This is a genomic window from Stieleria mannarensis (genome assembly GCF_014154935.1).
GTDB classification, from domain to species: Bacteria; Planctomycetota; Planctomycetia; order Pirellulales; family Pirellulaceae; genus Stieleria; species Stieleria mannarensis.
In genome coordinates, this window is the sequence record NZ_JACEHH010000063.1 from 1 (window position 1) to 13,354 (window position 13,354).

Here is a 13,354-nt window from a genome sequence, read left to right on the forward strand (position 1 = left end):
CTCACCAGAGCGTGGAAAACCCTGGCCATCCACCTTCTGGCGAAGGTAGCTACTTTCGACCGGCGATTCACGGTGTTTCTTAAGCAAAGTGGCGCTGTCCAATTGGATTCTCTCCCTGTGGACATGAAATGTATTGCTGATTCATTCCGATGCGCTCCTACTCCCAAATGGCTCCCCTCTCCCCAAAACAGATCGCGGCTAACGTCACTCTTTGATCACCATTTTTCGCGCGATCTGTTTTGGGGAGAGGGGCTGGGGGTGAGGGGCTCGTCATCGATTAGCTACCCATCGATTGCCCCACCAAATTCCATCGATTCTGTGATGCAATTGTTGCCGGCGCTCTTCACTTCGGCGTGGAATCTCTGCGTCAGATCTCCCGCGCTCCAATGCTTCGTTGACAGCCGGGAATCCCCCTCACCCCCAGCCCCTCTCCCCCAGAAAACCTGACTCGCTGAAGCTCGCCAGGTTTTCTGGTGGAGAGGGGAGCCCGAATCATCAAGATCGTCTTGCTCGGAAGGGTATTCGTCAGCAATAAATTTCACATCCCGTGGGAGAGAAGGCGTCTGCGCGGCAAGCAAACGCCAGAGAGGGCCACCGTTGAAGCACGAAGTGGATCGATTGAATCATTGGTGTGCCGGGACTCACTATGAGTTTGTCCTCATCCGTCACCTCATCGAGTCAACGCTCCGTATACGATGACGGCCACCGACCAAACCGCCGAAATCAGACCGAGGATCATCAACACTCTTCCCACGCGGCTTCCCAAGTAGTGACCAATCGCGCCGGTCAGCCCCATCACCAGGATCCCGCAAGCTGCGATCAACATGCCTTGGAATTCGTAACCAATTCCCTCGGCAAACTGTTCGACTCCGTCCAACGTCGGGTCGTCGCCAGGCCGCGCTCGCGCTAGATAATACAAGGAAAGCAACAGCGTCGTCCCAATTCCAAAAACGGAAACCGCAAGCCCGATCTCTCGTTTAGTTTCTGAGGTGGATTTCACTCATGACTCGCCAAGTGGAAGGCCATGCTCTTTGGTCAATACCAGCGAGCGCGAGAGTAACTTACGTCGAGCCACACTTGCTGGCGTTGCGTGCGGTTATGTTAGTGAATTCCACCGGTATTAGCGTTACTCAAACGGGGGTGGCTCCCGATTCATTACGGGACCTGCGCTGCGTGCTTGCCTTCGGCGATCTCCTCAATCGCCTTCTCGCAAAACGCTGGCAGATCGTCAGGATTGCGACTGGTCACTAAGCCCTGGTCACAAACGCATTCTTCATCAACCCAAGTTGCCCCGGCATTTCGCAGGTCGGTTCGTAAGCTCGGCCATGACGTCACGCGGCGGCCTTCGACCACACCGGCTTCGATCAGCGTCCAAGGTCCGTGGCAAATTGCGGCGACCGGTTTGTGTTGTTTGAAAAAGTCACGCACGAAGTCAACGGCCTCCTCGTTCATCCGCAGCGCGTCGGGATTGAACACGCCGCCGGGCAGGACCAACGCGTCAAAATCGGACGCGCTCACATCGCCAACGACCGCATTTACCTCGAATTGGTCGCCCTGCTCGTCATGGTGCACCCCCTGTACCTTGCCGGATTCAATCGAAACCAACTTGACCGTGGCACCGGCGTTCTTGATTGCATCCCAAGGCTGTGTCAGTTCGACTTGCTCGAACCCATCGGTGACGAGAAACGCGACAGTCTTGTTTTCGAGTTTTTGCTCAGGCATGGTTTGGTTCCGTAAATGCGGTGCGTAGGTGATCTTGCCAGTCTGCCGGGCGTTGCGAATTGATCACGGCCGACGACATTGACCGTTTCTGGACGAGGATGCAACTACTGTGCCGGCATCATCAAGTCCGCGTCAATTTTCTGTTGTCCATGAGAGACAAACGCGATCGCCGCTCGTGCTATTGCGAGCGTGATGACTAAATCATCGTTCGGTCGAACGGCGTAAGGGATCGACTGAGCCGAGACCGAACAATTCGGTCGAAAGGCGTTCACCGGTGCCAATCGAATTCGCTGCCTGGCAATTGCAAAAAGGCGGCCAGCGGCATTCCTTTCGACCTCCGGTCAAATTGCGGCGACAAAAACAAGGATCGCCGCGACCGCCAATGCCGAAACGATCAGCAGCAACGCGAGTACAAAGATTGCCGGGCCTTCCAAACGGGTTGCGATTTCCCCGATCGACGGTAGCCCTTAGTGTCGCTTTGAAGCCAAGTAGCAACGACCGAAGAACACGATTTCGAACGGAATGACAGCGGCGACCACGGATTGAAAAAACACCGGGCCGGCCTGGGCAAACGCGAACCGGTACCCGCAATATCCGCCAACCAACGTCGGCGCCAGGATCATCATCGCGAATTCCCTCGTCCTTCGGGGTGATCCCATGCTGCAAGTGGCGTATCAATCGGCATCGGATTTGCGTCGCATGACCTACGGTCATGTTGAGGAGAAGCCATGCCGCCATCATTTACTGGCAATAACCTGTCATCGACACAACTCACCAGATACACATAAACTCAAGAGATTCGACATGGATTTTCGCAAGTTCTGTTTGATGAGTGGAATTCTGCTTGTCAATGGTTGCCAAAGTGAACCGACAACGCCGCAGGAGCGGGCCGAGCAAGCCCAAGCAGATTTAGCGGAGGCTCGGGAAGACGCCGCCGAGATCATTGCGCAGTCGGAGGAAGAAGCCGTCGAAATTGTGGCCGACGCCCGACGTGAAGCGAAACAAGAGATAGCGGACGCAAAACGAGATGCAGAAGACATCGTCTACGAAGCTGAGCGAGATCTTCAACAAAGCATGAAAGCCCTCGAAGCGAACATCGTTCCAAAGCCCGAAGTTGACAGTGATTCGGAAACCGGGGCACCGGTTCCACGTGCCCAGGACAATCGAACCGAATGAGCCCGGGCGAACTTCAGCCGATCGCCAAGTCGCTGGAAGACGGTTTGCTCGTCAAACGCGAGCGAAAATAGAGCCAATCCGAGACTGCGAGATCCGCGCGTTTCCGCTCATTTCACTCGCGTGACGATGATTGTGCCAACCCATTTTCGAGCTAGTTGTTTTGCGAATAGACCAGAACGGTGTAGGGCGGTAGTTCTGCAACGCCTCGATGTGGAAGTCCATCTTGGGGCTCGTCGACGGCTTCGATATCGCCCGAAGCGTTTTCGCCGAAATCAGCACTCCATTGTTTGCGGTCGCTGCTAAAGCGGCGGTGCCACTTTCCGCCGGTCGGCAAACCGAACGCGTATGCGTTGTAGTGCCGGTTGGCAAAATTTGCGATGACGATGCAATCATCTGCCGGTCCACCATCAAACGATCGTTTGAACACGATCACTTTGCCATCATGATTGACATGGAACACGTCGATATGCTGACCCGTCAGACCTTTGGTCGTGCCTTCCAGGTTTCGACGAAGTCGAATGAGTTTCGCGGTCAGTTTGACAATCCCGGCGTGTTCGTCGGCTTGGTCCCAATCCAATTCTTGGTCATCTTGGAACCAACCATCTTCGAGAAACTCTTGGCCTTGAAACAGCATCGGAATTCCGGGAGCCGTCAAAACCAATGCCATCCCCAGCGTGGCTCGCTTCTGTGCGTGCCACGCGCCGCTGTCGGCTTCGTCCACTTCGCTGGGAATGCGAGACTTTCCGTTTGCGACTTCGTCATGTGATTCGGTGTAAACCACTCGCTGCACGGCGTCGTGGTTATAGCGGTGGTTCAGTGCATTGCAGACTTTGTTCATATCCCGGGCTGCATCGTCCGGCTGAATCAGTACGTCGCGGATTGGATGGACGAAACTTGCATCCCATTGCGTGGAAAATCCCGCGCCACCCTCGACGGCGGGTTTTGTCAGGTAGTTGTTGTTTTGAAGGTCTTCCGCGATCGTGATGGCGGATGCTTTGAACTTGCGAACCTCGCGATTGATCCATTGCGTCAGCCCCCATCCGTCGGGGATGTCCTGTTGGCCGGACGCGTCGACACTGCGGATGAACAGGGTCATGTCGTAACGCAACCCATCGACGTGATAATCTTCCATCCACATCATCGCATTGTCACGGATGTACGACCGAACTTCTCCACGACCGTAGTCGGGGCGGGTGTCACCCCACGGCGTCTTGCTGCGGTAGTCGTTGTAAAAATAGATGCCCCCCTTGCCGTTCTCGCTCCATCCGTCGAATTGCCAGAGGTCCAAATCGCTGGGGCCGAAGTGGTTGTACACGACGTCAAGGATGACTGCGAAGCCGGCCTGGTGCGCTTCGCGAACGAACGTCTTGAAGCCAGTCGGCCCACCATAAGCCGATTCAATCGCATAGGGATGAGCCGGATTGTAACCCCATGAAAGATCGCCGGCGAATTCCGCAATCGGCATGATTTGCAATGCGTTGACACCGAGCTTTTTAAGGTGATCGAACTTCTTGACGTAATCGTCGAATGTTCCGACATCACCCTGATCGCCTCGATGAAACGTGCCGATGTGCGTTTCGTAGATGACCAATTCGTTCCACGGCGGAATCGAAAACGCGTCGTCTTGCCAGTCGAAGTCTGGGCTGTGGATGATGCCGTTTCCGACGCTGTTGGTGACTTCGCGGACCCTCGGATCGATGCGTAAAAACGTTCGGTCGCCGTTGGTGATCTCGTATTTGTATTGATCGCCCGGTTTCGCACCCTCGATGACGGCGAGCCAGTTTCCACCCTCTTCGCGATCCATCGGGTTGGCATCGGGATCCCAATCGTTGAAATCGCCGACGACGGAAACTCGGTCCGCGTGCGGTGCCCAGACGCGGAAAGCCACCCCGGTGTCCAAGATGATGGGTCCCATCCCGATGATTGATCGCGGAAAGGTGACGGTGGATTGGGACTGAGACTGAGACTGGGACTGGTTGGTGGAAACGATTTGACTCATCGGTCGACTGACGTCACATACGAAGGTTGGAAGGGAGCGCCCGGAACACACACCAAGCTTTGGCGAGATCGCTTTGGCGAGATCGCTCCCTGGGCAAACCGTGTGCCAGTCGTGCGGGAGGTGGCCACGACGGTTGCCCCGCGGTGTTCGTCACTCTCAAAGACGATTGAGAAAACAACCCTCTTTCCGCAAAATCGTCGCACCGTCCGTGATGGTCAAAGCGAATTTGAGGTGCACCGGCTGGTCGTAATTCGGCTGGTTTGACACTGTTGCGACCAATCGGATTCATCCAGGTAGGCCTGATCGCTGAACGTCTGACGTCATTCAACACGTGCAATTCTGAAGATCTTCGCTGGAAGCCGGTTGTCACTCCTTTGGCGGCGGCTGGGGTTGAGGGCTGGCGGGGTTGAGGGCTGGCGCGGATCTGACGCCTTTGGCATCTGGGGTGTTCTCTTTGATTTGCAAGCATTGCAGGCGTCGATGAGTTGATTAGGCATCGACCGGCCGGGGGAGCGTTTGCCTGGGCTTCCCTTGCTTGCGAGCTTTGTTACGGCATTCGGCCGATCTGTTTCCCTCAACACCTTCCCTTGGAGACCCTGACAATGTGGCGTGCCTTCTTCATTGCGCTGGGCATCATGGCGATCATCGTCGGCTTCGAATCACTGGTGATCGACAGTGCCAATTTCTATTCCAATCGCGGCTCGACCGCCAAGGAATTTCTTAACCCATCGGCCATCGCGGGACAGACCACCATCACTTGGCAACCCAAGGAATGGTTCCCATGGCTGGTCTTGAGCGTGGGATCTCTGATCGTGATTTATTCCTTCACCCTGCCTCAGCGATTCAAGGCCACTGGAGGCTGAGCCACATCCGAGTTCCATTCTCCCCGGTCATCGGGCACCGAACAGTCCCAAGATGCTCCGGATGAACCAAGAGTGTTCTGAATCCCCCTCCAAGCCGATGCGTCATTCAGGCCCCGTAGCGGCGTGGAAAACCGCGTTAGGCCACCCCGCGGGGCTGGCAGGGGACCGCGCCTTGACGCTGCCCCCGAGCCCGCTTAACTTCGCATTAGCAAGTCCGAACTGTTCGGTCACTCAGTATTAGCCACACTAATATCCGGAACACGATTGCAACTAAGAACGCTTGAGATTTTCTGTGACGTCGCCCAGCTGCGTAGCTTTTCCAAAGCTGCGGACGCTCGCGGCGTGACACAAAGTGCCGCCAGTCAAGCGATCCAACACCTGGAAGAATCACTCGGCGTCCAGCTGATCGATCGTTCCACACGGCCACTGACCCTGACCGCCGCCGGGACGAACTATCACTGCGGGCTGAAAGAAATCTTGGCCGAGTACCATCGCTTGGAAGAACGGGTGATCACGGCTGGACGAGGTCTCGCCGGGCCACTGCACATCGCGGCGATCTATTCGGTGGGGCTGAGCTACATGCCTGAAGCGATCGAGGAGTTCGGTCGCTTGTACCCCGAGGTGGATGTACGCATCGGTTATGGTCAAAACGAGGCCGTGATCCGAAACGTACTTGGCGGCGATGCGGAAATCGGGCTGGTCAGTTTCCCCAAGCCCAGCAAGCAGATCGTGGTGGTGCCATGGCAAAAGGAACCGGTGCGATTGGTTTGTGCCGCCGGACATCCATTGGCCAAACACAACGAGGCGGAACTGGCGGATTTGGACGGGATCGAAATGGTCGGTTTCGACCGCAGTCTGGAACTGCGTCGGATGATCGACTCGACCCTGAAGCGAGCGGGGATCCGCGTCGACTTTCGCAACGAGTTTGACAACGCGGACTCGATCGTGCGGGCGATCCAGGCCAACGACGGCGCCGGATTTTTGCCCGAGGCGGCGGTTCGGCGAGAGACGGCGACCGGCGCACTTCGGGTGGTCGCCTGTCGCGCACTGCGGATGGTCCGCCCGCTCGGGATCGTGTTCCGTCGTTCCGGTCGGCCCAGTGCCGCCGGCTACGAATTCGGATCACTGTTGTTGGGCCGACCCTTAGAACCTGACCGAGACAAACGCGGCAGCGGCACTCGCCAAAAGTCGCCAGCGGAGGGGCCACCGATCAGCCCCGGAACCTCTGTCGTCGCATAGGACGCGACGACGACACCTCATCAAACAACCAATCCCATCGCTCACGGCCCGCACGGCAATGCGGACCACCGCCACACACCAAACGAAAGCTTCTACTCCGATGACATCAACGAAAGAAATCGAGATGCGTGATCCACTATTTCACCTGCCCGAGAAGCAAGGCCTCTACGATCCCGAGCACGAAAAGGACGCGTGCGGTGTCGGGTTCATCGCCCACATCAAAGGCGTCCCCAGCCATCAGAACGTCCTGGATGCCGATGAAATCCTGCGGGCGATGGATCACCGCGGTGCGTGCGGATGTGAGCCAAACACCGGTGACGGCTGCGGGATGATGTGTGGGCTGCCCCACAAGTTTCTCGCCAAGGTCGCCAAGGAAGACTTGGGGGTCGACCTGCCCGAACCGGGGCGGTTCAGCGCCGGCCTGGTCTTTTTGCCCCAGGACGCGGACGAGCGTGCCGAGTGCAAGAAAACGATCGAACAACTGATCGCGGATCGGGGCCAGGTCTTCTACGGCTGGCGCGACGTGCACCAGGCGACGGACCTGGCCGACGTCGGTCCCACCGCACGTGCCGCCGAACCGGTGATCGAACAACTGTTCGTCGGCGCCGCCGATGGGCTGAAGGGTGAAGCGTTCGAACGCGAGTTGTACATCATCCGCAAACGCGCTAGCCATTTATTGCGAGGCAGCAAGACGCTCAAGCAAGCGCTGATGTTCTACATCTGTTCGCTCAGCACCAAGGTGATCATCTACAAGGGGATGCTGACCCCGGCACAGTTGTTGCCCTATTACCCCGACCTCCGCGACCCGGATTTCGAAACGCACCTGGCAATGGTGCACAGCCGGTTTTCGACCAACACCTTTCCCAGTTGGGACCGCGCCCAACCGCTGCGTTTCATGAGCCACAATGGCGAAATCAACACGCTGCGTGGCAACCGCAACTGGATGCAGGCTCGCCAGGGGATTGCCGAAAGCAAATTGTTCGGCGACGAATTGAAAAAGTTGTTCCCGGTCGTCGAACCCGATTGCAGCGACTCGGGAACCTTCGACAACGTGCTTGAATTTTTGTTGATGAACGGCCGCACATTGCAGGAAGCCATCATGATGATGGTTCCCGAAGCGTGGCAAAAGCACGATTCGATGAGCGACGACAAGCGAGCATTCTATGAGTACTTTTCCTGCCTGATGGAGCCCTGGGACGGCCCCGCATCGATCGCCTTTACCGATGGCAAGTACATCGGCGCGACGCTGGACCGCAACGGTTTGCGACCGAGCCGGTACTATGTGACGCACGACGACCGTGTGATCATGGCTAGCGAAGTCGGCGTGTTGCCGGTCGATCCGGCGATTGTCAAAGAGAAGGGGCGTCTGCAGCCCGGAAAGATGTTCCTGATCGATTTCGAACAGGGACGCCTGATTCCCGACGAAGAGCTGAAATCGAATTTCGCCAAAGCCATGCCCTACGGCGATTGGCTTCGCAAAGAACGTATCCGGCTGGCCGACCTGCATCCCGAAGCGGAGCCCCATGGGTTCGACAGCGACACGTTGCTGCACCGCATGCAGGCGTTCGGGTACACCAGCGAAACGATGAATTTCATGTTGCGACCGCTGGTCCGTGACCTGCGTGACCCGGTCGGATCGATGGGCAACGACAGCGCCTTGGCGTGTCTGTCGGACAAGCCGCGGATGATCTACGACTACTTCAAACAACTGTTCGCCCAGGTCACCAACCCGGCGATCGATTCGATTCGCGAAGAAGTGATCATGTCGCTGGAGTGCTACATCGGCCCCGAGCAGAACCTGTTGGACGCGACGCCGGCGCACTGCCACCGTTTGTTGGTCGAACACCCGATTTTGACCAACGAGGAACTCGCGGCGCTTTCACACATCAATCACGAAGGCTGGCACAGTCGTGTGATCGACATCACGTTTGACCGCAGCGAAGGCAAGGCGGGGCTGCAAGCGACGTTGGACCGGATCTCGGCCGAAGCCGAAGCGGCGGCGGACGCCGGCATTCAAATTGTCGTCCTGACCGACCGCAAAATCGGCCCCGACCGAGTCCCCGTCAGCGCGCTGTTGGCGACCGGTGCGGTCCACCACCACTTGGTCAAACAGGCCAAACGGACTCAGATCGGTTTGGTCGTCGAAACCGGCGAAGCCCGCGAAGTCCATCACCACTGTTTGTTGATCGGGTACGGTGCCGACGCGATCAATCCCTACTTGGCCTTCGAGGCGCTTTGGCAGGCTCGTCGCGACGCGTTGATGGACCCGTCGTTGGATGACGACAAGATCGTCGCCGCCTATCGAAAGGGTGTCGCCAAAGGCATGCTGAAGGTGATGGCCAAGATGGGGATCAGCACGCTGCAAAGCTACAAGGGTGCCCAGATCTTTGAAGCCTTGGGGCTCAAGGACGAAGTCATCGACAAGTGTTTCGTCGGCACCGCCAGCCGAATTCAAGGCGTCTCGTTTGACGTGATCGCCGAAGAAACTCTGCGCCGTCACGCACTTGGCTTCCCGAATCGCAAAAGCGACAACCTGCCGACGCTGCCCAATTTGGGCGAGTTTCACTGGCGAGCCGAAGGCGAAAAACACGCCTGGTCGCCCGATGCGATCGCCAACCTGCAAGTCGCCGCGCGATCCAAGAGCGAAGACGCGTATTGGAAGTTTGCCGACAAGATCAATTCGGACAACCGCACGCGTTGCACGCTCCGCGGCCTGTTGCGATTCAAGGAAACCGGCAACTCGATTCCGCTGGACGAAGTGCAACCCGCATCCGAAATCGTCAAACGATTCTGCACCGGGGCGATGAGCTTTGGCAGCATCAGCGCCGAGTCGCACGAGACGTTGGCGATTGCGATGAACCGGTTGGGCGGGAAAAGCAACACCGGCGAAGGCGGTGAAGACCCGATCCGTTTCCAACCGATGGAAAATGGCGATTCGAAACGATCGGCGATCAAACAGGTTGCCTCGGGCCGCTTCGGCGTCACGATCGAGTACCTGACCAACGCCGATGAGATCCAGATCAAGATCTCGCAGGGAGCCAAGCCGGGTGAAGGCGGCGAGTTGCCGGGGAAAAAGGTCGACAACAACATCGCACGGATCCGTTACAGCACGCCGGGCGTGGGCTTGATCAGCCCGCCGCCGCACCACGACATCTATTCGATCGAGGACCTGGCGCAACTGATTCACGATTTGAAGAACGCCAATCGGGACGCCCGGATCAGCGTCAAATTGGTTTCCGAAGTCGGCGTCGGCGTGATCGCCAGCGGCGTTGCCAAGGCGTTCGCCGATCACATCCTGATCTCCGGTGACACCGGCGGAACCGGGGCGTCGCCGCTGACCAGCATCAAACATGCCGGATTGCCGTGGGAGTTGGGCATCGCCGAAACCCACCAGGTCTTGGTGCTGAACGACCTTCGCAGCCGCGTGGTTCTGCAAACCGACGGCGGGTTGAAGACCGGTCGTGACGTCGTGATCGCTGCGTTATTGGGGGCCGAAGAGTTCGGTTTTTCGACCGCACCCCTGATCACGCTCGGTTGCATCATGATGCGGAAGTGCCACTTGAACACGTGCCCGGTCGGGATCGCGACACAGGATCCGTACCTGCGTCAAAAGTTCACCGGCAAACCCGAACACGTGGTCAACTACTTGTTCATGGTTGCCGAAGAAGCCCGTCGCATCATGGCCCAACTCGGTTTCCGCACGATCGACGAAATGGTCGGCCGCAGCGACGTGTTGCACACCGACGACGCGATCAAGCACTGGAAAGCCGATGGGCTGGATTTAACCGCAATCTTGCGTGTCGCTGCCAAGCCACATCCGGACGTCAAGGTGATTTGCAGCCAAGCCCAAGACCATGGTCTGGACAAATCGCTGGACTTGACCACGCTGTTGGATCAGGCCCGCGACACGATCCGAACCAAAGAGCCGATCGTGATCGAATCCCCGATCGTCAACATCAACCGGACCGTGGGAACGATCCTTAGCAACGAGGTTGCCAAGGTCTACGGTCAGAACGGTTTGCCCGACGATACGATTCGGCTTCAGTTGACCGGTTCGGCCGGACAGAGCTTGGGAGCGTTTTTGGCGCACGGCATCACCATCGATCTGGAAGGCGACGCGAACGACTACGTCGGCAAAGGGCTGAGCGGTGGACGGATCATCGTCTACCCGCCCAAACAGAGCAGTTTCAAGTCCCAGGACAACATCCTGGTGGGTAACGTTTGCTTGTACGGTGCGACCGGCGGCGAAGCGTTTTTCCGTGGCCGGGCGGCCGAGCGGTTCTGTGTCCGCAACAGCGGCGCGAGGACGGTCGTCGAAGGTGTCGGCGACCACGGTTGTGAATACATGACCGGCGGCCGCGTCGTGATTCTGGGCGAAACCGGGCGAAACTTTGCCGCCGGGATGTCGGGCGGAATCGCCTATGTCTGGGACCGCAACGGCGACTTCAGCATGAAGTGCAATTTGGCACTGGTGGAACTGGAACGCATCGAAGATGCCGACGAGGAAGCCGAGATCAAAGAGCTGATCACCCGCCACAAGCAATACACCGGCAGCGAAGTCGCCGCCGAGGCGCTCGAGGACTGGGAGACCTTCCGTTCGCAGTGTGTCAAAGTCATGCCCGTGGATTACAAACGCGTGCTGCTGGCACAAAAAGAACAGGCCGCGATGGCCGGCGAATCAAGCCCCGTCGCGTAAGCACCCTGCGTGCGGTAACCAAATCAAATCCGAAACATTTTAAACGATAGACCAAGAGCAGACAGATGGGAAAGCCAACCGGGTTCAAAGAGTTCGACCGTAAAAAAGTTCCGTGGCGATTGCCGGTCGTCCGACTGAACGATTACGACGAGATCTATACCGAACACAAGATCGACCACCTGCGTGAACAAGGCGCGCGCTGCATGGATTGCGGGGTGCCGTTTTGCCAATCCGGTTCGGGGTGTCCGATCGACAATTTGATTCCCGAGTGGAACGATCTGGTCTACAACAATCGTTGGAAGGAAGCGATCGAACGACTGCACAAGACCAATAACTTCCCCGAGTTCACCGGTCGCACCTGTCCGGCGCCGTGCGAAGGATCGTGCGTCCTGGGCATCAACCATCCGCCGGTGACGATCAAGAACATCGAAAACGCAATCGTCGATCGGGCTTGGGAAGAAGGCTGGATCGTCCCCGAGCCGCCGGAGAGCCGGACCGGAAAATCCGTCGCCATCGTCGGCAGCGGACCGGCCGGATTGACCGCCGCGGATCAATTGAACAAGGCCGGTCACAGCGTGACGGTTTACGAGCGCGCCAATCGCATCGGCGGGTTGCTGCAATACGGTATCCCGAACATGAAACTGTCCAAGGAAGCCGTCCAACGTCGCGTCGACAAGATGACCGCCGAAGGAATCAAGTTTGTCACCAACGCCAACGTCGGCGTCGACTTGGACCCCAAGGAGTTGGTCAACGAGAACGACGCGGTGCTGTTGGCCTGTGGGGCGACCAAGCCGCGCGATCTGCCGATCCCGAATCGCGACGCCAAGGGGATTCATTTTGCGATGGAGTTCCTCACGGCCAACACGCGGCAAAGTGTCCACGGCGAAACGTTGGGCGACGGATTCATCAGCGCCGAGGGCAAAGACGTGATCGTGATCGGCGGCGGCGACACCGGCACCGATTGCATCGCAACCAGTTTGCGGCACGGCTGCCGAAGCCTGGTCAATTTCGAATTGCTGCCCAAACCGCCTGCCGATCGCGCCCCAGACAATCCTTGGCCGGAATGGCCACGCATTTTCCGCGTCGATTATGGACACGAGGAAGCCGAAGCGAAATTCGGTCGCGACCCCCGCGAGTATCAAATCCTGAGCAAGGAATTCGTCGTTGATGACAAAGGCGAATTGGCGGGGATCAAGACCGTCGAGGTTGAATGGACCAAGGATGAAGCCGGGAAGTGGCAGATGGCCGAGGTCGAAGGTTCCGAGAAACAGTGGCCCGCGCAGCTGATCCTGCTGTCGATGGGCTTCCTGGGGCCGGAGCAATACGTCCCCGAATCGCTGGGAATGGAAACCGATCCGCGCAGCAACTTTAAAGCCGAGCATGGCCAGTTTGCGACGAACATCGACAAGGTCTTTGCCGCAGGCGACTGTCGCCGAGGACAAAGTCTGGTCGTTTGGGCGATCAACGAGGGCCGCGGCGCCGCACGTGCGATCGACATTTTCCTGCAAGGCGAAAGCAACTTGCCGGCCCCGGGGCTGACCATGGGAACGGCGATGCAAGTCGGCTAGCGGCGCAGATTTGATTCCTGCGGGATTTGGTAACCGATGGAAACTCTCTCCCTCTCTCTGGGAGAGACGGCGTTTGCGCAGCAGGCAAACG

At 57.9% G+C, this 13,354-nt stretch carries 9 protein-coding genes; 5 read left to right on the top strand and 4 right to left on the bottom strand.

Going from position 1 to position 13,354, the window contains the following annotated elements:
• Positions 1-670 precede the first annotated feature (670 nt).
• The 3 genes from H1B37_RS28670 to H1B37_RS34135 form a co-directional block, all read right to left on the bottom strand.
• Entirely contained in the window at positions 671-1,000 is a 330-nt protein-coding gene (locus H1B37_RS28670) for a hypothetical protein (RefSeq protein ID WP_182870721.1), read from the bottom strand.
• A 155-nt stretch (positions 1,001-1,155) separates the two neighbouring features.
• A complete protein-coding gene (locus H1B37_RS28675; protein WP_182870722.1) occupies positions 1,156-1,722 on the bottom strand; it encodes a type 1 glutamine amidotransferase domain-containing protein in 567 nt (188 codons plus the stop codon).
• A gap of 467 nt (positions 1,723-2,189) precedes the next feature.
• The gene (locus tag H1B37_RS34135; protein ID WP_286178311.1) at positions 2,190-2,348 is read right to left on the bottom strand and encodes a hypothetical protein; all 159 of its coding nucleotides are present in this window, start codon (positions 2,346-2,348) and stop codon (positions 2,190-2,192) included.
• Between the two features lie 73 nt (positions 2,349-2,421).
• On the opposite strand from H1B37_RS34135, the gene H1B37_RS28685 reads away from it, so the two are divergent.
• A complete protein-coding gene (locus tag H1B37_RS28685) occupies positions 2,422-2,898 on the top strand; it encodes a F0F1 ATP synthase subunit B (RefSeq protein WP_182870723.1) in 477 nt (158 codons plus the stop codon).
• Positions 2,899-3,049: 151 nt separating this feature from the next.
• On the opposite strand, the gene H1B37_RS28690 is transcribed toward H1B37_RS28685, so the two are convergent.
• Complete coding sequence (locus H1B37_RS28690; protein ID WP_286178312.1) at positions 3,050-4,813, bottom strand: alpha-amylase family glycosyl hydrolase; 1,764 nt, start codon at positions 4,811-4,813, stop codon at positions 3,050-3,052.
• 686 nt (positions 4,814-5,499) lie between these two features.
• On the opposite strand from H1B37_RS28690, the gene H1B37_RS28695 reads away from it, so the two are divergent.
• The 4 genes from H1B37_RS28695 to H1B37_RS28710 all read left to right on the top strand — a co-directional run bounded on the left by H1B37_RS28695 (position 5,500) and on the right by H1B37_RS28710 (position 13,263).
• Positions 5,500-5,760, top strand: coding sequence for a hypothetical protein (locus H1B37_RS28695; protein ID WP_182870725.1), 261 nt, complete (start codon positions 5,500-5,502; stop codon positions 5,758-5,760).
• A 264-nt stretch (positions 5,761-6,024) separates the two neighbouring features.
• Positions 6,025-6,999, top strand: coding sequence for a LysR family transcriptional regulator (locus tag H1B37_RS28700; RefSeq protein ID WP_182870726.1), 975 nt, complete (start codon positions 6,025-6,027; stop codon positions 6,997-6,999).
• Between the two features lie 124 nt (positions 7,000-7,123).
• On the top strand, positions 7,124-11,695 hold the full coding sequence (gltB, locus tag H1B37_RS28705) for a glutamate synthase large subunit (RefSeq protein ID WP_182870727.1): 4,572 nt from the start codon (positions 7,124-7,126) through the stop codon (positions 11,693-11,695).
• 65 nt (positions 11,696-11,760) lie between these two features.
• The gene (locus tag H1B37_RS28710) at positions 11,761-13,263 is read left to right on the top strand and encodes a glutamate synthase subunit beta (protein ID WP_182870728.1); all 1,503 of its coding nucleotides are present in this window, start codon (positions 11,761-11,763) and stop codon (positions 13,261-13,263) included.
• Positions 13,264-13,354: the final 91 nt, after the last annotated feature.